Annotated in this window: 28 protein-coding genes; all 28 read left to right on the top strand. The window is 32.8% G+C overall.

What is annotated here, in order from left to right:
- Positions 1-98 precede the first annotated feature (98 nt).
- Positions 99-521 (top strand): terminase small subunit, encoded by a 423-nt coding sequence (locus tag LJD32_RS05935; protein WP_227391955.1) that lies wholly within the window; start codon positions 99-101, stop codon positions 519-521.
- The gene (locus LJD32_RS05930) at positions 508-1794 is read left to right on the top strand and encodes a PBSX family phage terminase large subunit (protein WP_175300775.1); all 1287 of its coding nucleotides are present in this window, start codon (positions 508-510) and stop codon (positions 1792-1794) included. The genes LJD32_RS05935 and LJD32_RS05930 overlap by 14 nt, the downstream gene beginning before the upstream one ends.
- An 11-nt stretch (positions 1795-1805) precedes the next feature.
- On the top strand, positions 1806-3287 hold the full coding sequence (locus tag LJD32_RS05925) for a phage portal protein (RefSeq protein ID WP_175300776.1): 1482 nt from the start codon (positions 1806-1808) through the stop codon (positions 3285-3287).
- Positions 3288-3301: 14 nt separating this feature from the next.
- Positions 3302-4870, top strand: a complete 1569-nt coding sequence (locus tag LJD32_RS05920; RefSeq protein ID WP_175300777.1) for a polymorphic toxin type 50 domain-containing protein — start codon at positions 3302-3304, stop codon at positions 4868-4870.
- The gene (locus LJD32_RS05915) at positions 4863-5075 is read left to right on the top strand and encodes a hypothetical protein (RefSeq protein WP_175300778.1); all 213 of its coding nucleotides are present in this window, start codon (positions 4863-4865) and stop codon (positions 5073-5075) included. Before LJD32_RS05920 ends, LJD32_RS05915 begins: the two co-directional genes overlap by 8 nt.
- A 227-nt stretch (positions 5076-5302) precedes the next feature.
- A complete protein-coding gene (locus LJD32_RS05910; RefSeq protein WP_175300779.1) occupies positions 5303-5491 on the top strand; it encodes a hypothetical protein in 189 nt (62 codons plus the stop codon).
- A 41-nt stretch (positions 5492-5532) separates the two neighbouring features.
- Positions 5533-5694, top strand: coding sequence for a hypothetical protein (locus LJD32_RS05905; protein ID WP_175300780.1), 162 nt, complete (start codon positions 5533-5535; stop codon positions 5692-5694).
- An 86-nt stretch (positions 5695-5780) separates the two neighbouring features.
- A complete protein-coding gene (locus LJD32_RS05900; RefSeq protein WP_175300781.1) occupies positions 5781-6374 on the top strand; it encodes a DUF4355 domain-containing protein in 594 nt (197 codons plus the stop codon).
- Between the two features lie 13 nt (positions 6375-6387).
- Entirely contained in the window at positions 6388-7314 is a 927-nt protein-coding gene (locus LJD32_RS05895) for a hypothetical protein (protein ID WP_175300782.1), read from the top strand.
- A gap of 15 nt (positions 7315-7329) precedes the next feature.
- Entirely contained in the window at positions 7330-7578 is a 249-nt protein-coding gene (locus LJD32_RS05890) for a Rho termination factor N-terminal domain-containing protein (RefSeq protein ID WP_175300783.1), read from the top strand.
- Positions 7571-7903 carry a phage head-tail connector protein gene (locus tag LJD32_RS05885; protein WP_175300784.1) on the top strand — a complete coding sequence of 111 codons (333 nt, stop codon included), beginning with the start codon at positions 7571-7573 and terminating at the stop codon, positions 7901-7903. Before LJD32_RS05890 ends, LJD32_RS05885 begins: the two co-directional genes overlap by 8 nt.
- On the top strand, positions 7869-8174 hold the full coding sequence (locus tag LJD32_RS05880) for a hypothetical protein (RefSeq protein ID WP_175300785.1): 306 nt from the start codon (positions 7869-7871) through the stop codon (positions 8172-8174). Before LJD32_RS05885 ends, LJD32_RS05880 begins: the two co-directional genes overlap by 35 nt.
- The gene (locus tag LJD32_RS05875; protein WP_117827083.1) at positions 8171-8704 is read left to right on the top strand and encodes an HK97-gp10 family putative phage morphogenesis protein; all 534 of its coding nucleotides are present in this window, start codon (positions 8171-8173) and stop codon (positions 8702-8704) included. Before LJD32_RS05880 ends, LJD32_RS05875 begins: the two co-directional genes overlap by 4 nt.
- Positions 8701-9060, top strand: coding sequence for a hypothetical protein (locus tag LJD32_RS05870; protein ID WP_117827081.1), 360 nt, complete (start codon positions 8701-8703; stop codon positions 9058-9060). Before LJD32_RS05875 ends, LJD32_RS05870 begins: the two co-directional genes overlap by 4 nt.
- 14 nt (positions 9061-9074) lie before the next feature.
- Positions 9075-9491: a phage tail protein gene (locus LJD32_RS05865; RefSeq protein ID WP_117575841.1), complete on the top strand. Its 417-nt coding sequence runs from the start codon at positions 9075-9077 to the stop codon at positions 9489-9491.
- Positions 9492-9502: 11 nt separating this feature from the next.
- Positions 9503-9934 carry a DUF6096 family protein gene (locus tag LJD32_RS05860; RefSeq protein WP_117575843.1) on the top strand — a complete coding sequence of 144 codons (432 nt, stop codon included), beginning with the start codon at positions 9503-9505 and terminating at the stop codon, positions 9932-9934.
- 363 nt (positions 9935-10297) lie between these two features.
- Positions 10298-13000: a hypothetical protein gene (locus LJD32_RS05855; protein ID WP_227391956.1), complete on the top strand. Its 2703-nt coding sequence runs from the start codon at positions 10298-10300 to the stop codon at positions 12998-13000.
- A gap of 16 nt (positions 13001-13016) precedes the next feature.
- Positions 13017-13382, top strand: a complete 366-nt coding sequence (locus LJD32_RS05850; RefSeq protein WP_175300788.1) for a DUF6711 family protein — start codon at positions 13017-13019, stop codon at positions 13380-13382.
- 3 nt (positions 13383-13385) lie between these two features.
- Positions 13386-15578 carry a hypothetical protein gene (locus LJD32_RS05845; RefSeq protein WP_227391957.1) on the top strand — a complete coding sequence of 731 codons (2193 nt, stop codon included), beginning with the start codon at positions 13386-13388 and terminating at the stop codon, positions 15576-15578.
- A 3-nt stretch (positions 15579-15581) separates the two neighbouring features.
- Complete coding sequence (locus LJD32_RS05840) at positions 15582-16220, top strand: hypothetical protein (protein WP_175300791.1); 639 nt, start codon at positions 15582-15584, stop codon at positions 16218-16220.
- A 10-nt stretch (positions 16221-16230) separates the two neighbouring features.
- Positions 16231-17634, top strand: a complete 1404-nt coding sequence (locus tag LJD32_RS05835; protein ID WP_175300792.1) for a DUF859 family phage minor structural protein — start codon at positions 16231-16233, stop codon at positions 17632-17634.
- A gap of 128 nt (positions 17635-17762) precedes the next feature.
- Positions 17763-18176: a hypothetical protein gene (locus LJD32_RS05830; protein ID WP_175300622.1), complete on the top strand. Its 414-nt coding sequence runs from the start codon at positions 17763-17765 to the stop codon at positions 18174-18176.
- Positions 18177-18194: 18 nt separating this feature from the next.
- Positions 18195-18593 (top strand): hypothetical protein, encoded by a 399-nt coding sequence (locus LJD32_RS05825; RefSeq protein WP_175300793.1) that lies wholly within the window; start codon positions 18195-18197, stop codon positions 18591-18593.
- 18 nt (positions 18594-18611) lie between these two features.
- Positions 18612-18992 (top strand): hypothetical protein, encoded by a 381-nt coding sequence (locus LJD32_RS05820; protein WP_175300623.1) that lies wholly within the window; start codon positions 18612-18614, stop codon positions 18990-18992.
- Positions 18993-19008: 16 nt separating this feature from the next.
- Positions 19009-19260, top strand: a complete 252-nt coding sequence (locus LJD32_RS05815) for a hypothetical protein (protein WP_117827065.1) — start codon at positions 19009-19011, stop codon at positions 19258-19260.
- A 13-nt stretch (positions 19261-19273) separates the two neighbouring features.
- On the top strand, positions 19274-19681 hold the full coding sequence (locus LJD32_RS05810; protein WP_227391958.1) for a holin family protein: 408 nt from the start codon (positions 19274-19276) through the stop codon (positions 19679-19681).
- Positions 19682-19710: 29 nt separating this feature from the next.
- Entirely contained in the window at positions 19711-20151 is a 441-nt protein-coding gene (locus tag LJD32_RS05805) for a crAss001_48 related protein (RefSeq protein WP_227391959.1), read from the top strand.
- 13 nt (positions 20152-20164) lie between these two features.
- Entirely contained in the window at positions 20165-21169 is a 1005-nt protein-coding gene (locus LJD32_RS05800; RefSeq protein ID WP_227391960.1) for a peptidoglycan-binding protein, read from the top strand.
- Positions 21170-21448: the final 279 nt, after the last annotated feature.

Here is a 21448-nt window from a genome sequence, read left to right as displayed (position 1 = left end):
CAGGGTAGTGAAAAGATATCACGCAAGCCTCTTAAGCTTGTATTCTAGGTTTGAATCCTAGTCCTGCAACCAACAGTTTACAAAGGAGGTGTGTCGTTATGACTGAAAAACAAAAACTTTTTTGTGATGAATATCTGATTGATCTAAATGGCACACGTGCCTATAGAACAGTATATAAAACGATTAAGAATGATAATGTTGCTGGTGTTCGGGCAAACAAACTTCTTAAACAAAAAGATATTGCTGAATACATCAACAAGCGACTGGAAGAAATCCATAATGAAAATACTGCAAATATTCAAGAAGTCATGGAATATCTTACATCTGTCATGAGAGGCAAAAGCGAAGCAAATGTTCTTGCTCTAGCTGGTGATGGTTATCAAGAAGTCATTGCTAAACCGCCTGATGAAAAGGAACGGTTAAAAGCTGCTGAATTACTTGGTAAGCGTTTTGGTATGTTTAAAGAAAGTGTAGATATTACTTCTAATGGTCAAACAGTGATTATAGATGATATCGAATAAAGTCAATTTAAAATCAATCATTGGTCCAGCTTTTTATGATGTTCATAAACATATCAAAAATAATGATTTCACCCACTACTGGTTAAAGGGTGGCCGTGGATCATTGAAATCATCGTGTATTGGAACTGAAATTCCTTTAGGTATCATGAGGGATGCAAAAAAAGGATTAATGAGCAATGCAGTTGTAATCAGACGTGTAAAAGATACTTTGAGAGGTTCAGTTTACGAGCAAATCAAATGGGCCATTTATATGTTGAAAGCTGAAAATGATTGGGAAATTCCTGATTCAAAGCTGCAAATGACATATAAGCCAACTGGCCAAGTCATCATATTTAAAGGCGCTGATAACCCTAAAAAGTTGAAATCAACTAAGGTATTTATTGGCTATATTAAATATGTTTGGTATGAAGAATGCGATGAATTTGAAAGTTATGACAAGATAACGAATATCAATCAGTCGTTGCTTCGTGGTGGTCCTGAATATTGTGTCTTTTATTCGTTTAACCCACCTGAATCACAAAGAAGTTGGGTAAATAAAGAAGTTCTAGTTAAAAGAGATGATTCTTTTGTCTCTCATACAACTTATCTTCAAGCACCGAAAAAATGGCTTGGAGAGCAATTTCTTATTGAAGCTGAACACATGAAAAAGACAAAGCCTGAAAAATACAAGCATGATTATTTAGGCGAAGTAACTGGTACAGGTGGAGAAGTATTTACCAATCTTACAATAAGAGAAATTACAAATGAAGAAATCCAAACATTTGATAGATTAAAGAATGGTTTGGACTTTGGTTACGCTGGTGACCCATTAGCATATCTTAAGATGCATTATGACAAGACGAGAAGACGTCTTTTTATTTTTGGGGAAGTATATGGTACACGTTTATCCAATGCAAAAGCAGTTGCGAAAATTAAAAAGCTTAACCCATTGAATAAATTAGTAACGTGTGACAGTGCAGAACCACGTACGATAAACGAATTCAAGTTGCTTGGATTAAAGGTAACTGGAGCAAAGAAAGGACCTGACAGTGTAGAAAACGGGATAAAGTGGATGCAGGATTTAGAAGAAATCATTATTGATCCTATTCGTTGTCCTAACGCTGCAAGAGAATTTAATGATTATGAGATTGAAAAAGATAAAGAGGGAAATCTTAAAGGAGAGTTTCCTGATAAAAATAACCACACGATTGATGCTGCACGATATGGGTGTGAACAAGACATCATCCAATCAAAAGGTCGAGCAGGTAAGAACCGTGCTAGATATGAAAATTAGGAGGTATCCACGTGTTTACGTTCACAATAGATAGTTCAAATTATGATGAAACAAAGTTGAATCTTGTTCAAATTGAAGAGTTGATCAACAAACATCGTAATTTGATTGGAAGAATTAAAAAGAATCAGCGATATTATGAAGCTAATCATGATATTAAAAGAAGACAAAAGAAGTTGAAGACATCAGCAAATAACAGAGTTGTTTGTAATCACGCTAAAGATATCAGTGATACAGCAACTGGTTATTTTATGAACAGTCCAATTTCTTATGCAAGTTATGATAATCAAAATAAAGAAAGCATTGATAAACTAACGGATGCATTTGATAAAGCGGATGTAGATGATGTCGATAGTGACAATGCACACGATATGAGTATTTGTGGTGTCGCTTATGAATATGTGTATATCAAACAAGGTGAAACTGAAATAGCAGTTAGAAATCTTGAACCTGACCATACATTTTTAGTATACGATGATACGATAGAGCAAAATCTTCTTTTTGGTGTTTATTATTATCGATACAAGGATGTAATCACCAGTCAGCAATGCTATCGTGCGACTGTATGTACTAAGAATTACATCACTACAATGATTTTAGAATGTAACAATAGAAATAGGCATAGGTTTATTGATAAACCAGTTAAGCACTTTTTTGGAGATGTTCCAATCATTGAATATCGAAACAATAAGCTTTGTATTGGCGATTTTGAACAGCAAATCTCTTTGATTGATGCTTATAACAAGCTCATGAGCGATAGGGTTAATGATAAAGAGCAATTTGTTGAATCATTGCTTGTTATTTATGGTTCGCTGATGGGTGATGACAATGAAGAAGTCAGTGAAACAATGAAGATTCTAAAAGAAAATGGTCTTCTAGAATTACCTGCAGAAGCAAGAGCTGAATATCTTTCAAGAGTTTTTGATGAAGCAGGGATGGAAGTATTAAGAAAAGCAATCAAAGAAGATATCTATACATTTTCTCATGTTCCTAACTTAACTGATGAAAATTTCGTTGGTAACAGTTCAGGTGTGGCCATGGAATATAAACTTTTAGGACTTCAAATGATTACTGGAGAAAAGGAAAAGTATTACATAAAAGGATTAAAAAGAAGAATTGAATTGTTCTGCAATTATTTAAATATAAAAGCAATCGTAATAGATCCTGGAAATGTAAAAATCACATTTACTCGAAAACTTCCTAAAAACTTGAATGAGTTAGCTCAAATGATTGCCAATTTAAGTGGAAAGGTATCAAATGAAACATTGATTGAACAACTTCCTTTTATTGAAGATGCTCCAAGTGAAATGGAAAAAGTCAAAAAAGAAAATGAAGAAAGCGTAAAACTTCAACAGCAAATGTTCAAGCAACAAAGTGATGTACCTTTTAATCAAGACGAGGAGAACAAGGATGATGAAACAGGAAATGACACTGATACAAAAAATGATGCTTCAAATGTTAAAGGTAATAAACAAAATTCTAGCATTCCTAATTAAGAAATTAAGATGATATGAAGAATGAGAAATATTGGAAAAAGCGCCAAGAAGAAAAGCTTTCATCTATTTTGAATGATGCACAAGTAGCAAGTGAATATGTTTCAGATATCTACAGTAAGGCTAGTCTTTACACTCAAAGTAAAATCAATGGTATCTTTGAAAAGTATAGAGATGGTCATGGCTTATCAAATGCCGATGCAAAAGAAATGCTTGATTCTTTGATAAGCGATAGGGATTATAATCAAATAAAAAGAATACTTGAAAATAATCCAAAGACCAAACAAAGAAAAGAGCTTTTAAAGAAATTGGATACGCCACCCTATCAATATAGAATCAAACGACTTGAAAATATGCAAAGTCAGTTAGATAAATTGATGAATGAAGTTTATAAAGTTGAAAAAGATGTAAGCACTGATTGTTATATCAACAGTGCTTTTAATGCTTATTATAGAAATGTATATAATCTTCAAAAAGGCATGAAAGTTGCTTATCAGTTCGATATGTTGGATCCTGAACTGATAGACAGCATGTTAAAGTCAAGATGGAGTGGTAAGAATTATTCCAATAGGATTTGGGATAATACGAACGCACTGGCCGAATCTTTAAAAGATGAAATGCTGATGGGCGTTTTAACAAACAAGACTGAAAAAGAAATGGCCGACACGATTATGAATAAGTTTGCTGTTGGTGCTTATCAAGCAAGACGACTTATTCAAACTGAAAGTGCAGCAATGACAGCATTTGCTGATCAACAAGCTTTTAAGGATGCTGGCATTGAAAAAGAAATGTTTATTGCAGTACATGACAGTAGAACATCCCAAATTTGTCAGCATCATGATAGAAGCATCGTAGAAATAGCAAAAGCTAAAGTAGGTGTCAATGTTCCACCTCTTCATCCAAATTGTCGTTCACACATGATTCCTTATATTGAGGGCGTTACTGATGCTATGAAGAAAAGACAACGCAATCCCGTTACTAATAAAGATGAAGTTGTGGATGTTAGTGAAAATTATGATCAATGGTTGAAAAGACAACAAGAAGAACATGGTGTTGATACTGTTAATTCTTTCATGGAAAAAACAAAGAATGCATCTAGCGATAGAAAGCAGTATAATAAATACATTGATGTTTTAGGTAAAGAAAATATGCCAACTTCACTATCTAAATTTCAAGATATGAAGTATAATGATGTTGAGAAATTCAATGATTTAAAATTGCATTTTAAAGATAGTAAGTTGCAAAAGGGAATCACTGAATCTTACAATTTGACTTTACGAGAAGGTCAACAAGGGAAACACATTTTAGGACATAATAATTATCTTGAAGGAAGAAGTTATATAGTTGATGCATCAATGAAAGATATACAAGAATGCATAAAAAAACATGCTGGAAATGGTACAATAAATCGATATAGAAATGGAGACTGGGATAACACAGAGTCTATAGTTGATAATTCAATTGTTGGATATGTATTAAGTATTGACAAGACATGGATAGCAACAAATAAGTTTAAAATACATTATAGTAAAGAGAAAGGTACACATATGGTACCGACACTAAAAGGAGTAAAGAAAAATGACTGAAAGAGAATTGTTTGATTGTTTAGGAAAAAATGTAAAAATCATTTTTAAAGATGGTCAAATTTTAGAAGGATTTTGTGAAGGGTTTGATACTGAAAATGATAATGCTCCTAGAAAGGCATCAATTGATATTAGACAGAAAAATAGTTCACATTGTGTTGTGGCATTTGCTGATGAAATTGAAAAAATAGAATTAACCGACAACTAGTCGGTTTTTATTTTGCCTAAAAAGAAAGGATTAAGAGAAATGTTAAAAGCGTTATTAATTATATTTGTAATAGCAAAAATTCTAGGATTGATTACCTGGCCATGGTGGATTGTGTTATGTCCATTGATTATAGCGATGTTAAGTCCTATTATAGTTTATTTATGTTGTTATATTTTAAGCAAGAAATAGAAACTTGCTTTTCTTTTATTCGTAAAAAGGAGGGCTTTATGTCACAAGGATTAAGACCTCACTTTCATCAAGAATACATTGGTAGAAGTGAACAGTACTACAATAAAAAGAAACATCTTTTAATAAAAAAAGAGCAAAAGATATGTATGATATGTGGCCGAGAGAGATACGTAATTACTAAATGTTATGTACCGCCGCCAAATAGAAAAGAAAATTCAAACGGGTAACTGAGAGGTTGCTTTTTATTTTACTAAAAAGGAGGCATATTATGGCAAAGTTAAGAGTTATTCATAACATGGTTGATACTAGATGTGGAATCACAAGAAGAACTGGAGAAGTTTTTGAAGTGAACGATGAAGAACGTATCAAAGAGTTATTAGATGCAAAAGTAGTAGAAGAAGTAAAAGAAAAAATTAAACCTGATAAATAGGCAATTACTGATTGTCTTTTTATATGTCCAAAAACTTATGACACTAAAAGATGGGATGGTCTTACGGACCTTAACTGGAGGATTTTATGAAAGAAAAATTTTTATTTCCTTTAAACATTCAATTATTTGCTGATGATGGTTCCGGAAATGATTCAGGAAATGATAATGATCAAGGAAACGATGGCCAAGGTAATGACGGCCAAGGAAATGATGGTCAAACTGGCCAAGAAACGAAGACTTTTACTCAAGAGGAACTAGATAGAATCGTTCAAGGAAGAATTGCGAAAGAACGTAAATCTTGGGAAAAGCAATTGGAAGAACAGCAAACAGAAGCTCAAAAACTAGAAAAAATGAGTGAAAAAGAAAAGAAAAAGTATCAGGAAGAAAAAAGAATCAAGGATTTAGATGATAGAGAAGCAGCAATTACACGTAGAGAATTGACTGCACAAGCAAAAGTACAATTGGCCGACAAAGGAATTCCAACTGAACTTGCTGAGATCCTTATTTTAACTGATGCCGATTCTTGTAAAAAAAGTATCGAAACAGTAGAAAAAGCTTTTCAAACAGCTGTGCAAAGAGCAGTGGAAGAAAGAATAAAAGGTAGAGAACCTATGAAAAAAGCTAAAGATGCTAAATTAACTGATGAAGAATTAGTTTATCAAAAAATGATGGGAAAATAGGAGGTAATAAAATATGGCAATTAACACATTAGCAACAGCTACTTTATTTCAAGAAACATTAGATAAAGTAGCTATGCACGAAGCATTAACAGGATGGATGGAAGCAAATGCAGGAGATGTAATCTATAATGGTGGTGCTGAAATTAAAATTCCTAAAATGTCTTTACAAGGATTAGGAGATTATGACAGAGATAATGGATATACACAAGGCTCTGTAACATTAGAATATGAAACAAGAAAAATGACACAAGATCGTGGACGTAAGTTTTCATTGGATGCAGTAGATGTTGATGAAACTAATTTTGTCGCAACTGCTTCAACCGTTATGGGAGAATTCCAAAGAGTTCATGTTGTTCCTGAAATCGATGCATATCGATTATCAAAAATTGCAACAGATGTTATTACAGCTAACAAAACAGAAATGATTGAATATGGATATACTCCTGCAGAATCAACTATTTTAAGAAAAATGAAAACTGGTATTAAAAAAATCAGAGATGCAGGATATAACGGTGATTTAATCATCCATGCAACTGGAGATGTTATGTTAGAACTAGAAATGTTCTTATCAACAAAAATGCAAACAGCAACAATTTCAATCGGTGGAATTGATTTAACAGTTCCAGCAATTGATAAATGTGCAATCATCGAAACACCTCAAAATCGTATGTATACTTCTATCAAAATGAACGATGGAAAAACATCTGGTCAAGAAGTAGGTGGATACGCAAAAGGTACAACTGCAAAAGATATCAACTTTATGATTATTCCTAAACCAGGTGCGATTGCGGTTTCTAAACAAGACAAAATGCGTATCTTTGATCCTAATACAAACCAAAAAGCTGATGCATGGGCAATGGATTATAGACGTTTCCATGATGTTTGGACAAAAGACAATACATTACCATTAATTTATTTAAATATTAAAGATGCTGCGTAATAGGAGGTCTTTTTGATGAAAACTATTATCAATAGCAATGTTGAAAGAATTATCGAAGATGAAATGTTAGAAAAATATAAAGCCTTAGGCTACAAAGAAATTTCATCTTCAAAAGCAAATGATAACGCTCCTGAAAATAAGCCGTTATCTAAAATGAAAGTTGATGAATTAAAAGCATTAGCAACAGAATTAGGAATTGAAAATACAGACTCACTTACAAGAGATGAATTGATTGCAGTAATCAAAGAAAAGAAAAATGGATAAATTAAAAGAGCAGTTTAAAAAACTAACAGGAGAAACTGATGAAGAATTGGTTTCTTCTTTTCTTTTAAAATCTCAAAATACTGTATTATCAAAAACCAATCGAAGTGAGTTGATTGATGATCTCAATGATTATGTTTTGAAATTGGCCATTGCACTTTACAATCGTCAAGGAAACGAGGGGCTTGCATCTTATAGCGAGGGTGGAGAGAGTGAAAGTTATCAAAGTGAAGATGAAATTCTTTCAGGTATTTCCAATTATCGCTTATCAGCTATGGCAAGGAGATTGAAAGATGAAAAAAAGAAGTCTCAAGAAGTTTCAAATTAAAACTTACAGTGCTGTAAAAGATGATGAGGGCAATGTCATTGAAACCTATAGTGATGAAGCAAATGAAGATGTAGCTCTTATATGGCCAGCATCTTCAAAACTTCAAACTGAACTATATGGTATGCGTGTAAATGGTATCTTGAATATGCATTATTATGGCTCTCTAGCAATTAAAGAGCATGACATGATTAATTATGAGGGTATCAGCTATAAAGTCATCAGCATTCAAAATTTCAAGCGATTTAAAGCAATTGAGATTGAAAGAGTATGACAAGCACTGATTTTAGCAATCTCATAAGAAAACTTTCAGCGTTGGACAACCAAGCATGTCAGGAGGTTGCAGTTACAGCTGTTAAACAAGCAGGTGTGATGGTTCAATCTCAAGCAAGACTGCTGATATCCAGTGATACTGGAGCATTGGCCCGTTCAGTCAAGGTGAAAAATGAGGTCAAGGAAAACAAGGCAACAGCCACTGTTTACACTAATTCAGCTTATGCACCTTACTATGAATTTGGAACTGGTCCTAATGGAGAAGCCAATCATCAAGGTATTTCTCCTCAAGTATCACCCAAATATAAACAAACAGGTTGGATGATACCTGCAGATGCGATGACAGTTGATAAAGCTGAAATGTATGGTTTCAAGGTTGCTTATAAAGATGGTGAAGTCATTGGTTATTACACTAAAGGTCAAATGGCAAGGCCTTTTATGTATCCTGCGCTTCATGATCAGGAAGATACCATTAATAAAAATACTGAAAAGCTATTTAAAAATAAAATAAGGGAGCTATGTAAAAAATGATTAATGTTAAAGATATCGTTTATAAAGGATTGTCTCAAGTTGTTGAAAATGTAAGTGATGCTTATCCACAAAACTGGAGCAAAACACCTGCAATTCAATATGTTGAGGAAGAAAATAAGCCATATGAATTTACGGATGATAAGGAACAGCTTTCTTTTGTTCGCTTTAGAATCGACATATGGGATATGAAAAGTACTTCACAAACAGCATGTGATGTAGATGATATCATGTCGTCTCTAGGATTTTTAAGAACGACATGTGCGGATGTTCCTGACCCAAGCGGTTTAAAACATAAACAAATGAGATATGAGGCAATCATTGATTGCAAAAAACAATTTATTTATCACACAAAATAAAGGAGGAGTAGAAAATGTTAGCGAATGGAGCAACATTAGAATATAAGAGTAAGTCAGTAACAAGCTTTGCTAAATTAAAAGGCTTGAAAGAAATTCCTGAAATTGGAGTGGATCCTGAAAAAGTAGATAATACTGATTTGGAAGCCTCTCAAAAAGTGTATGAAATGGGAATTGGAGACCCAGGAGACATCACTTACAAATTCAAATATGAAAATACTGAAACTGACAGTCCATATCGTATTTTAAGAGCATATGAAGCATCAGGAGAAACTTTATCTTTCAAAGAAACATTGAAAGATGGAACAACTACTGAATTCGATGGCCAAATTTCTCTTAAGAGAACTGGTGGCGGTGTCAATGGTGTTATTGAATTTGATTTAAATATTGCATTAGCAAGTGCATTTAAAATTACTGATCCAAAAATTGTTTAGGAGGCTGAAAAATGGGAGTATTAAGTGGAGAAACCGAAGAAGTTCAAGCAGAAGTCGTTGAGGCACCAAAAAGAAAACCTTTTACCATTTGGGAAGTCGATGGTAAAGAATACAGATTAAAACTCACTACTTCTGAAATTGTCAGCTTAGAATCAAAATTAAGAGTTAACCTATTAACGATTATTTCTAGTGCTGATGATGGTTCATTGCCACCATTGAAAGTAATGTTATTGATTACACATGGTGCAATGAAAAAGTTCCAACATGGAATCAAAGAAGATGATGTCATCGAATTATTTGATAAATATTGTGAAGAGGGCGGAACTCAAATGACATTCATGACGGATGTGTTCTTGCCAATTTATCAGGTAAGTGGTTTTTTCTCCCAAGCTCAAGCGGAAACGATGGACAAGAGACTAGTGGAAGCGAAAGAGCAAATGTAGAAAACATAGAATTTGAATATGTATCTGATTTAATAAATGAACTATATCCAGTCGCTTTAGATTGTGATATCAGTTCATTTTTATTTTGGGAATCTTCGGTACTTGAAATCACTGACTATATCGAATCGTATCGAAGAAAAGAAAAGAGAAAACAAAAGCAAATAGCAATCGACAATCATATTCTTGCTGATCAACTGCTTAAAGGAATATCAGTTATTTTCAGTGAAGAAAATAAAGCTATTGAAATCAATGAATTATGGGATTATTACCCTGGATTATTTGAAGAAGAAAAGAAACAGCATCTTATTGAACAAGAAGAAAATGAATTTGAGAACTTTAAGGCAAGAAGAATGAAATTTGCGAATGCTTACAATAAAAAATTTAAAGGAGATGATTAAAAAGACACTAGAAGAATTAAAAGTTATCATCTCAGCTGAAACAAGCAAATTCAAGAATGCATTGAAAGATGCGACGAATGAAGCAAAAACATCAGCTAACAGTATTGAAAGCTCTACTGGTCGAATCAGCAGAGCAGTAAGTGGAATTAAATCTATGGTAGCAAAGGTTGCTGCAGGTTTTGGTTTGTACAAATTAGGAAAAGAAGCGATTGAGGTTGCTTCCAATATTACTGAGGTACAGAACGTAGTAGATACAGCCTTTGGAGATATGTCATGGAAAGCCGAGAGGTTTGCACAAAATTCCATTCAACAATTTGGTATGAGTGAACTCTCAGCCAAAAAGACAGCATCTACATACATGGCCATGGCATCAGGTATGGGACTAGGTGCTGACAAAGCGAGTGATATGGCTATTTCTTTGGCTGGACTTTCAGGGGATGTTGCATCGTTCTACAACATTTCACAAGAGTTAGCGGATATCAAATTGAAATCAGTATTTACTGGTGAAACTGAAACCTTAAAAGATTTAGGAATCGTTATGACACAAACTAACTTGCAATCTTACGCATTGAGCCAAGGAATCAGCAAGAATGTAAGTGACATGTCACAAGCTGAATTGACAACTTTAAGATACAACTTTGTATTGAATCAATTATCAATGGCTCAAGGAGACTTTGCGAAAACAAGTGGAACATGGGCCAACCAAGTGCGTATCTTGCAAGAACAGTTCAAACAGTTATTAGGAATCATTGGTAATGGATTGATTGCTGTATTGACACCAGTCATTCAAGTTATAAATATGATTATTGGAAAACTCATTACACTAGCAAATGTAATTGCAGGTGTTTTTGGCAAATTATTTGGTAAAAAGAGTGGAGCAAAACAAGCAAGTGCTGGATTTACTGCTGCAGGTGATTCAGCTAAAAAAGCTACAGCTTCAACTGGTGGCTTAAATAAGTCATTGAAAGGTACTGAGGGTCAAGCTAAGAAAACAGCAAAGGCCTTAGGCTCATTGGCATCATTTGATGAAATCAATACAATCAGCGCAAGTGATTCATCAGGTTCAGGTGGTTCAGGCAGTGGAGCAGGTGGAGGCGTTGGTGGTGGAGGCTATGATATAGATCCAATCGATTGGGACAGTGCTTTTGGAGAACCTGATACGAGCGGTATCGATAAAGCAGTCGACCATGTATTGAAGAAAATTAATTCTATCAAGGAATGGCTCGTACAAAACAAGCCAATCATTCTTTCATTGATTGCAGGTATCGTTGCTGGATTCCTTACTTTTGAAGTGATCAAGAATTGGGGTACGATTATTGCTGCAGTCACTTATCCATTTCAATTATTAAGTCTTGTAGTTTCTACATTCTTATCAGGAATGGCTGAGGGCGGTGGAATATTAGGTGGATTTCAGGCAGTCTTGGGTGTTACAGCAGGAACTGCAGCATACTTTGCAACAATTGTAGCAGCGATTACTGCCGCATTGGTTTATTTATATCAAACGAGTGATAGCTTTAGACAGTTAGTAAATGATTCAATAGGAGAACTTGTAGGAATTTTAAATAATTTCTATAAGAATATTCTTGTTCCTATTTTTGATTTCTTATTAGATTTGTTTAATACAATTATCGTTCCTTTAGCAACCTTTATAGCAAAAGTCTTTGTAAAGGCAGTAGAAGCAGTCTTTACTATAGCTCTTTCATTATGGAAAAACGTTTTGGCACCACTAGCTAACTTCTTAGTAAGTGTGCTTTCAGTAGTATTACAAGGTGTCTTGGAAGTATGGAATACATGGAAACCAGGTATCCAAGCTATAGGTGATGCTATTAATTGGGTATGGGACAATGTTCTTTCTCCATTGGTTGACTTTATTCTTGGGTCATTCAGTGATACATTCAAATCATGGGGCGATTTGATCAACAAATTGATTCCTGATGTTATTGAAATCTTCCAAGGATTGACTGATTTTTTTGTTGGAGTATTTACTGGCGATGAAAAGCGTTGTTGGGAAGGAATTAGAAAAATATTTGAAGGATTCTCAAGCTTTCTTAAAAATATCTTTGCAACTGACTGGACACAATCATTTGGTTTATTAGGTGTTCCTCTTAATGCATTCTGTTCAACGGTTACAACTATTTGGAACACGATAAAAGGTGTCCTAAATGGAATTATCACGTTTATTAGAGGTGTATTTACTGGAAACTGGAGACAAGCATGGGAAGGTGTTAAACAAATCTTTTCAAGCATCGTCAGTGGATTAGCAAATATTTTTAAGGCACCAATCAATGCAATTATCAGTGGAATCAACAGTTTCATTGGTGGATTAAATAAAATTAAAATTCCTAATTGGGTTCCAGGTGTCGGTGGAAAAGGATTTAATATTTCAAAAATTCCAAAATTGGCTGAAGGTGCAGTTGTTTCAAAAGCAACTCCTGCAATCTTTGGGGAAGCAGGAACTGAAGCAGTTATCCCTTTACAAAGAAATACTAGAGGTTTAGACTTAATTGCTCAAAAGATTTCTGAAAGATTGCCACAAGTTGATAATGGTAATGGAGGTACTTATGTTATCAATTTAGTTTTAGAAAATGGTAAAGTTTTAACTAGAATGGTGATTGATAATATCAAAGAATATGAAGCGCAAACTGGTAAGCCAGTATTCGATTATTAATTAGGAGGTGTAGAATATGGCCGATGAAGCTAAAATAAAAGTGAATGGTGTATTATTACCTACGCCTTCTGATATCAGTGTTGAAATCCAAGATTTGGATGGTGATAGCATTAGACCTATCGCTACAGGAGTTTTAAGGCGTAACAGAATAAGGTCAAATATGTTGAAAGTGACATTGACATGGAATCTAAAGACATTTGTAGATGTCATGAGCATTCTAAATGCAGTTACTCCTGCAGAGTTCAATGCGGAGCTGTATATTCCTGATCATGGAATACGTGGCACCAAAAAAATGTATGCTGGAAATAAGAAATTTAATTATGTAAGGACAAAGGTTGGGCTCAAAGCACAATCTTTTTCTTTTGCTTTGATTGAGGTGTAGAAAATGCTTATTAAATATGGAGATTTGGATGTAACCCATCGTTTATTGGAATATAAAGTATCTGTTGCCTTTGCAAAGGGATATCTTATCGGGAATGTTCCTACAATGCAGTTGAATCTTAAATTCGATAACTACGATGGCATCCTTGATGATTTGGATATAACCAAGTATTGGGAAGTACAGGAAAATGACAATAGCGATGTAAGATATTTCAAAGTATATGATCAACCTGAAAAATATACAAAGTCATTGAGTTTGAAACTATATGATGATAACTATGAATTGGATGTTCCTTATGCAACTCAATTATCTTATCCAGTAACAATTAAAGACCAGTTATATGAAATAGAAACGCTAACTGGTTTTTCTATTGTAAGAACCAATATTCCTGCGTATGTCTTAGAAAAAGAGGTTTCCTGGTACGATAACACAATTGTCATTAGAAACTACTTAGGATGGATTGCTGAGCTTTTTGGAGCAAATGTATTTGCAAGTGGTAAAAGCTCTCTTGAATTTGTTCAAGTAACTAAGGATGTGTTTGCTAAAACAGATACGTTAACAAACTATGAAAAAAATGAATTGTACTGCGTGTCTAGAATTTATTATGAAAATGGGTTAAATCCATTAGAAAAAGGAGATACAACGGGTAATACCATATTTCTAGATTCTAATAATTTATACTTAACAGATGAACAAAATTTGATTGATAAACTATATGATCAATTAAATGGATTAACATTTTATTCAACAAAAAGCATATCAATGATTTCAATAGATAACTTGTTACCAGGATGTTTAGTAAATTATAATGATGAATTCAATTTTATGGTTACTGATTTGTCTATCACATATAAAGGTGGAGAATTTTCTATAAGTGAAGTTGATGGAAATACTCCAACAAAAAACGAAGAACGTGTTATTAAAAAAATTACCAATTCAACAAGAATTAGAAAATTACAGATAACTCAGGACCAAGAAAAATTAAAATTAGATATTGTTGCTAAAGAGCAAGAAGATCTAAATACAAAAATGGGTGAGTTATCATTATCAAATGAAGAAATCAAAACAAAGATTAATGAAATAGAATCCAAAATAGATGATTTGGATGTTTCATTGATTACTGTTAATCTTGTACCTAGTGCAACTATACTTAATAGTTATAATCAAAGTATTAAAATTGCATGTCATGTTATGAATTCTAATGAAGATGTTACTGAAAATTATAATGATCTAAGTTTTCAATGGTATTTAAATGATAAAAAATACAAAACAGGTAAATTTATCACATTAACTCCTGATGATATTAATATGTCAGTTAATGTCAAGTGTGTATTTACATTGGAAAATATTCAATTTGATACAGGATACACAACAATAGTTGATGAAAGTGATGCAGTTCATTTAGGAAATAGTTTTCTAGACGTTACTAATACTACATTAACTCAAAAATTAAATGACAACGGAACTTATATTCCTGATTGGACCATTACACCAGCAATCATTACACCTTGTATTATGGACGGTAATGTAATTATAGAATTAAGTAATTGTACGATTGGTTATAAAAAAATAATCAATAGTAAGGAAGTCGACATAGACAGTAGTTATGAGATCGTAAAAGATGGTATTTTATCAGTTAATAAAAATATTATGACAAACAAATTGCCTAATGTAACATACGTTTGTGATGTTGCATATAAAGGTACTTCGATTAGATTATATGTAAATTTTTCATTAGCTGAACAAGGAGTAGGAATTCAAAATATTACAACCTATTATTTAGCATCAAGTAAAAGTAAAGATATAAGAGTAGACAGTGAGGGATGGACAACATCTATTCAAACTATCAATGCAAATAATAAATATCTATGGACATATTCAGTTACAAATTATACTGATGGTTCATCAAAAACAAGTGAACCACTTATAATGGGAACTTATGGTGATGATGCAATCTATATGAATATTACTTCGTCTAATGGAAATGTATTTAAAAATACCGCAATTGCCACAACTTTAACTGCACATGTTTATAAAGGCGCTACAGAATTAACTGGCGCTGCTATTACAGCTTTAGGAACTATCAAATGGTATAAAGATGGTGGAACAACTTCTATTGCAACTGGTCAAGCATTTACTGTCAGTGCAGGTGATGTAACAAATAAAGCAACTTATACTGCTCAATTAGAGGGATGATATATGGCAGTTAAATCTAGTGCAATTCTAACATTGATTAGAATTGATGATGCAAGCATTAGAAGTGCAACTGCACCTAGTGATACTACAAAGTTGTGGTTTGATACAACTACACAAACTTTAAAGAGATATGACAGTTCAAGTGGTACTTGGGAAATTGTTAACGATTATGCTGATGATATGAACAATATGAGACAAGAAATATCTGTTGAATATAACTCAGCGATAACTCAATTAAAAAACTCATTAACATCATTAGTAGAAGAACTGCAAACAACAACTACTAATAATACAACATCTATCAATAGTCTTAGTTCTCAAATTATTCAAAATGCCAGTTCAATTCAGTTGGTTACGAATAACGTTAATTCTATTACTGATAAATTAACGGGAGTGGCTACAAAAGAAGAAATTTCTCAATGGGCTAAGTTTGAAGAAGGAATATTAAAATTAGGATCTAGCAATAGTCCTTTTGATGTAAGACTGTCCAATACGGAACTTGGATTTTACGAAAATGATAAAAGAATTGCTTATCTTTCAAACCAACAATTGAACATATCACAAGCAGTTGTAATGAAACAAATCAACCTGGGTACTTTTCAAATTATCTATGATGAAGATTTAGGATTGTTAATTTTGTAGGAGGTAATATATGGCAACATTTGGAACCACTAATAAATATATAAATTACAGTGTTAATTCGCAGGAACTGTCATATGACATCAATTCTAACACATCAGTTGTTCGTGTTTGGATTGATGTATGGCGTACAAATACAGGATATACGACATATGGTAATGGTACAGTATATGCTCGTATAAATGGAACAGTATATAGTGCTGGAATAGGTACTGGCCAAAAAATTACTTCCAGTGCAATTCGATTAGGAACTTGGGATGTAACTGTAGGACATAATAGTGATGGTTCAAAGTCAATCGGTGTAAGTGGTTGGATTAGTCATGATAGATTCAGTTCAAGTGAAAATGGATATACACATACATTAACCACTATTCCTCGACAAGCCAATATAACCGATTCACCAACAACTTTCAAAGATACTGATAATCCTTGGTTCAAATACAGTAATCCAGGTAACTTCAATATGGAATGTTGGTTGGAACCAAATCCTAATGGAGAACATTACGCTAAAAGGACATTAAGTGGTACGAGTGGTACGTTTACATGGGAACTTACTAATGATGAAAGAAAACAGTTAAGAGAAGCATGTAAGGGCAAAACATGCACTATTCGTATAGGACTATATTCAAATAACTGTTCCTGGGCAAGTTATCACGATAGAACATATCAGATGACAAACGCTGAACCAACTATAAATAGTGTTGTAACAAGTATTATTGATCCCTTTGGAAGTCTATGTTTACAAAATAGATCCAATATTAAATTTACTATTTCAGCAACAGCTAAATATGGAGCAACAATTACTAATTATGCGGTTAGTGGTAATAACTTTAGCTATGCAGGAAGTAAAAATACGTGTCAAACTTCAAATATCAGGGATAGTGGAAGCTTAAAATATACAGTCACAGTTACTGACAGTAGAGGGTTTACAGCTTCTACAACAAAAACAATCAATGTTACTGGGTATTCCTATCCAACTATTTCTATGGAGGCGTTTAGAAGTAATTCAAGCGGTACAAAGGATGTATCCAGTGGCACTTATATTTGTGTCAAACCAGTATTTACGTATTCAGCAATAACTGGCAATTCAATAGCAAGCAAAGCTATTAAAATAAATAACATTTCTAAAAGTACAAGCTTTTCAAGTGAAGGAAGTTATGTATTTAGTGGTTATTCATTAAACGATTCTTATGATGTAGTGTGCACTGTAACAGATTCCGTTGGAAACAGTGCAAGTATAACAGCCACAATCACAGGTGCTAAAATACCTTTTAATATATCGAAGAATAAAGATGCTATAGGATTGGGAACAGTAGCTAAATATGAGGGTTACATCAATATTGGCTATGGATTTTGCAACGAGAATGGAGAACAGTTGTTTATGTTTGGAGTAACTGATAATTATGATGATGATTAAGGAGGAAAAATCTATTATGCAAGAATTTAAAATCTTCGGGGGGGGGTGCGATATTTACTATTTAAATATTGCATTTCCAAAGAAAGAAGGTGCGCTAATTTAATTAGTGGACCAAGTGGTGATTGTGTATGAAATTTCTAAAACCACCAAAGAATATGTTCTTGAGAAAAAAGGATGTGTACTTTAAATATTCTATCGAAGAACAATGGACTGGTGAATATTGGTTGGATGGAAAGAAAATATATAGCAAAGTTATACAATCAACAGGTGTATTATCTTCTGCTGGTGTAGTTAATATTAAGCATGATATTGTTAATTTAAATGAATTTATTGATTATGAAGTTTTTATTCAAGGTGATAATACATTTTACAAACTACCAGTAGTTTATTATTCTAATGCGACATCAGGGACTTTTTATGATATGTTTGCAAGAATAAACGAAACAAGTCTTCAAATAATTAATAATAGTGTCGGCTGGAACAAATACGCAGTAACTGCTATTATATATTATACAAAAAACACATATCACGATTTTGACTAATTAAATTTAGCAGTAAAAATGAGTTTCATAAAACTTTTTGGAAATAAAATTAGAGCAAAGGATGTTGTAAATAAAACAGGTGTAGATCTTTTGATATGGAAAGAAACAAAGAAAGGTGCAAGGTTTGGCCAAACAATAAATTTAATAGACGGAGCTACGGAATATTTATTTTTATGCCACATGGCTCCAGGTACTGATGGATCATTAACATATCCTTTTTATATACCAGCATTCCTTTGCTCAAATATTGCAACTAATAATTTAACTTTTAGATTTGGAGGATATTTAACAAGTGGTGTAAGTCATGGAATGACTATAATGTTTGACAAAACAAGTAACTATTTTAAGTTGTCGGATTGGTATTATGGAAGTTCACCTAAAAACACCACATATACAGTTGATATCTATTATCGCTAATAGTAAATATCAAAACAAATGAAATTTATTAAGTTTTTTGGAAACAAAGTTAGAAAGAAAGATGTTTATTTCAAGTATTCTACTGAAGAACAGTTTACGGGTGAATACTGGATAGACGGAAAAAAAATATATTGTAAAGTTATATCCGTAAGTGGCTTCACTAAAGATAAATATGTAGCACATAATATATCTAATTTAAAACGAGTGTTGAGTTGTGACCTTTTTGTAATGTTTGCTGATAATACAAACCATATGATGCCACGTGCTCATATGGATAATGATCATGATGGTATTTCTATTCAAGTCAATAAAACTAATTTGATATTACAAGTTGGTACATCAAATGGTTTTGCGGATACAACAGGTTATGCAATATTAAAATATATCAAAACAACTTAAAAAAAGGAGACAAAATATGGATAACAAAACAAACGTATATACATTAGATGTAAGTGAAAAAACATTTAATGATGTACAAGCTAATAAATTCTATATTACTGATACAAAGAATTTAAAAGCAGGAGATTATATATTATTTAGAGTAGTTGTTAAAGATGAACAACAAAATGATAGTTATACTGGAGCAAATACAATGTTAACTGTTAATACAATTAATGATACATTTGTTGGCTTAGAAAAGGGATACAGTGTTGTATTTCTTAAGTAGAAGGTGAGGAAACATGAAATTTATGGAAAAATATTTTAATACTTTAGTAGCGCTAGTTGCTACTTTTTTTACTTATATTTTTGGAAGTTGGGATTTAGCAATTCAAGTATTGATTGTGTTCATGACATTAGATTATGGAACAGGTGTGCTTCATGCTTATTTAATTGGTCAATTAAGTAGTGAAGTAGGGTTCAAGGGATTGGTCAAAAAGTGCATGATCCTTGTTGTTTTAATTATCGGTGTGATGTTAGACCGCATGCTAGGAAACGGAACATGGGTGTTCAGAACATTAGTATGTTATTTCTATATTGCTAATGAAGGCATTAGTTTATTAGAAAATGTAGCGAATATCGGCATTCCAATTCCTAACAAGATTAGAAATGCTTTAGAACAATTGAACAAAGATGAAGAGAGCGAATAGCTCTCTTTTATATTAGGAGGATAAAAGCAATGAAACAATATGTAGGAGTTAAATTAATCGAAGCAAAACCAATGACAAGAGGAAATTATAACAAATATCGCGGATGGACTATTCCAAAAGATGAAAATCCTAATGATGAAGGATATTTGGTTAAGTATTCTAATGATTATGAAAGTTGGTCTCCTAAAAAGCCATTTGAAGATGCTTATAGAGAATATGATGCAAATGATTTACCTCAAACGGCCATTGGAATGATTAGTGCAGATTACAAAGAAAGATTTAAAGCTGAATATTATCAAGCAAAAATTCGTTACAACAAATTACATGCTATGACAATTAAATATGAAGCGAAAACTTTAAATTATACACCTAGTTGCTCGCTTGAACTTTTAAAAGAGCAAAAATCTTATATGGGTAATTATATTAGAATTTTAGAAATTAGAGCCGAAATTGAAGGAATTAAATTATAGGAGGTAGTGAATTATGACATTAATTATTGGTAGTGCACGTATTGATGAAAACGGTAATCTAAAAAATGGAAAGGCTGGCGACCAAACGGGGAAAGAAGTTTGTACCCAATCATATTATATGCATAAAAAAGGATGGTATGTTTTAAGACCAAAAAGTGTAACTCATGCAAACGCGCTCGCTTTAGCTATGAAACAAGCGTGTGATAACAATAAGATTGGTTATGACCAAAATGAAAGAAATGGGGTTATCACTCAATTAAAAAAATATGATTTATTAGATAAAATTGCTACAGCTACTGAATGTGATTGTTCATCATTAGTTAGAGCTTGCATCATTCAAGCTATCGGCAAAGACGTTGGGAATATCACTACAGCTAATGAAGCAAGTGTATTAGAAGCAAGTGGCTTGTTTGAAGCTAAAAAATCTGTTACTGGTGAAGGAATGCTATACAATGGTGATATTCTTGTAACTAAAACTAAAGGTCATACAGTTATTGTAGTAAGCGGTAGAGCAAGAAGTACAGCCACTACTTCCAATACTTCTACAGCAACTAAATCATATCTTTCTAAAGGCGATAAAGGTAATGATGCTAAAACAATGCAAACAATGTTGATTGCTGTAGGGTATTCTTGTGGATCATACGGTGCGGATGGAGATTTTGGAAGTAGCTCCGATAAAGCATTGAGAAAATTCCAAGAAGATTATGGTTTAACTGTAGATGGGAAATATGGGTCAAAATCTAAAGCAAAATTAGAGTCTGTTTACAATCGAAAGAAATCTTCTAAACCTTTAGGAACATATAAAGTTACAGCTAAATCAGGTTTATATGTAAGAGAAGGAGCAGGAACTAATTACAATATTGTTCCTAAAAACAAATTAACTAAAAATGCACAAGAACATGCTAAATCAAACGGAGCATTAAGGTATGGTACTCGTGTCACAGTAAAAGAGTGGAAAAATGGTTTTGCTCGTATTCCTAGCGGTTGGGTATCAGGAGACTATTTAAGAAAAGTTTAATTTATTGTATAATCAAAATGTAAAATATTTGTATTATAACTGAATTATTTTAGTTAAATCATTCGACGTCAAGAAACAATTGAATATTTTACATTTAAATACCCTAGCTTTTTAGCTAGGGTTGTTTTTTTGTATATATGTATATATTAATAAGGATAGGAATTTCTATTTTTTCAATGAATTTTATCACTAAAACGTACTTGTTTAGTAACAAATTAGTAACAAATCGCCCAAAAACCGCAGTATTACGTAAATAGATTTTCAAAATTTGAAAAAAGA

This window comes from Faecalibacillus sp. TM498 (assembly GCF_020589955.1).
Lineage (GTDB): Bacteria > Bacillota_I > Bacilli_A > Erysipelotrichales > Coprobacillaceae > Faecalibacillus > Faecalibacillus intestinalis.
The sequence above is the reverse complement of the archived record's forward strand: the minus strand, read 5'-3'. Positions and strand labels throughout refer to the sequence as shown.

What these genes read in the sequence shown, in the direction of transcription:
- LJD32_RS05935 (WP_227391955.1), top strand. Translation starts at nt 99, where the DNA reads ATGACTGAAAAACAAAAACTTTTTTGTGATGAATATCTGATTGATCTA.
- LJD32_RS05930 (WP_175300775.1), top strand. Translation starts at nt 508, where the DNA reads ATGATATCGAATAAAGTCAATTTAAAATCAATCATTGGTCCAGCTTTT.
- LJD32_RS05920 (WP_175300777.1), top strand. Translation starts at nt 3,302, where the DNA reads ATGAAGAATGAGAAATATTGGAAAAAGCGCCAAGAAGAAAAGCTTTCA.
- LJD32_RS05915 (WP_175300778.1), top strand. Translation starts at nt 4,863, where the DNA reads ATGACTGAAAGAGAATTGTTTGATTGTTTAGGAAAAAATGTAAAAATC.
- LJD32_RS05910 (WP_175300779.1), top strand. Translation starts at nt 5,303, where the DNA reads ATGTCACAAGGATTAAGACCTCACTTTCATCAAGAATACATTGGTAGA.
- LJD32_RS05905 (WP_175300780.1), top strand. Translation starts at nt 5,533, where the DNA reads ATGGCAAAGTTAAGAGTTATTCATAACATGGTTGATACTAGATGTGGA.
- LJD32_RS05900 (WP_175300781.1), top strand. Translation starts at nt 5,781, where the DNA reads ATGAAAGAAAAATTTTTATTTCCTTTAAACATTCAATTATTTGCTGAT.
- LJD32_RS05895 (WP_175300782.1), top strand. Translation starts at nt 6,388, where the DNA reads ATGGCAATTAACACATTAGCAACAGCTACTTTATTTCAAGAAACATTA.
- LJD32_RS05890 (WP_175300783.1), top strand. Translation starts at nt 7,330, where the DNA reads ATGAAAACTATTATCAATAGCAATGTTGAAAGAATTATCGAAGATGAA.
- LJD32_RS05885 (WP_175300784.1), top strand. Translation starts at nt 7,571, where the DNA reads ATGGATAAATTAAAAGAGCAGTTTAAAAAACTAACAGGAGAAACTGAT.
- LJD32_RS05880 (WP_175300785.1), top strand. Translation starts at nt 7,869, where the DNA reads ATGAAAAAAAGAAGTCTCAAGAAGTTTCAAATTAAAACTTACAGTGCT.
- LJD32_RS05875 (WP_117827083.1), top strand. Translation starts at nt 8,171, where the DNA reads ATGACAAGCACTGATTTTAGCAATCTCATAAGAAAACTTTCAGCGTTG.
- LJD32_RS05870 (WP_117827081.1), top strand. Translation starts at nt 8,701, where the DNA reads ATGATTAATGTTAAAGATATCGTTTATAAAGGATTGTCTCAAGTTGTT.
- LJD32_RS05865 (WP_117575841.1), top strand. Translation starts at nt 9,075, where the DNA reads ATGTTAGCGAATGGAGCAACATTAGAATATAAGAGTAAGTCAGTAACA.
- LJD32_RS05860 (WP_117575843.1), top strand. Translation starts at nt 9,503, where the DNA reads ATGGGAGTATTAAGTGGAGAAACCGAAGAAGTTCAAGCAGAAGTCGTT.
- LJD32_RS05855 (WP_227391956.1), top strand. Translation starts at nt 10,298, where the DNA reads ATGCTTACAATAAAAAATTTAAAGGAGATGATTAAAAAGACACTAGAA.
- LJD32_RS05850 (WP_175300788.1), top strand. Translation starts at nt 13,017, where the DNA reads ATGGCCGATGAAGCTAAAATAAAAGTGAATGGTGTATTATTACCTACG.
- LJD32_RS05845 (WP_227391957.1), top strand. Translation starts at nt 13,386, where the DNA reads ATGCTTATTAAATATGGAGATTTGGATGTAACCCATCGTTTATTGGAA.
- LJD32_RS05840 (WP_175300791.1), top strand. Translation starts at nt 15,582, where the DNA reads ATGGCAGTTAAATCTAGTGCAATTCTAACATTGATTAGAATTGATGAT.
- LJD32_RS05835 (WP_175300792.1), top strand. Translation starts at nt 16,231, where the DNA reads ATGGCAACATTTGGAACCACTAATAAATATATAAATTACAGTGTTAAT.
- LJD32_RS05830 (WP_175300622.1), top strand. Translation starts at nt 17,763, where the DNA reads ATGAAATTTCTAAAACCACCAAAGAATATGTTCTTGAGAAAAAAGGAT.
- LJD32_RS05825 (WP_175300793.1), top strand. Translation starts at nt 18,195, where the DNA reads ATGAGTTTCATAAAACTTTTTGGAAATAAAATTAGAGCAAAGGATGTT.
- LJD32_RS05820 (WP_175300623.1), top strand. Translation starts at nt 18,612, where the DNA reads ATGAAATTTATTAAGTTTTTTGGAAACAAAGTTAGAAAGAAAGATGTT.
- LJD32_RS05815 (WP_117827065.1), top strand. Translation starts at nt 19,009, where the DNA reads ATGGATAACAAAACAAACGTATATACATTAGATGTAAGTGAAAAAACA.
- LJD32_RS05810 (WP_227391958.1), top strand. Translation starts at nt 19,274, where the DNA reads ATGAAATTTATGGAAAAATATTTTAATACTTTAGTAGCGCTAGTTGCT.
- LJD32_RS05805 (WP_227391959.1), top strand. Translation starts at nt 19,711, where the DNA reads ATGAAACAATATGTAGGAGTTAAATTAATCGAAGCAAAACCAATGACA.
- LJD32_RS05800 (WP_227391960.1), top strand. Translation starts at nt 20,165, where the DNA reads ATGACATTAATTATTGGTAGTGCACGTATTGATGAAAACGGTAATCTA.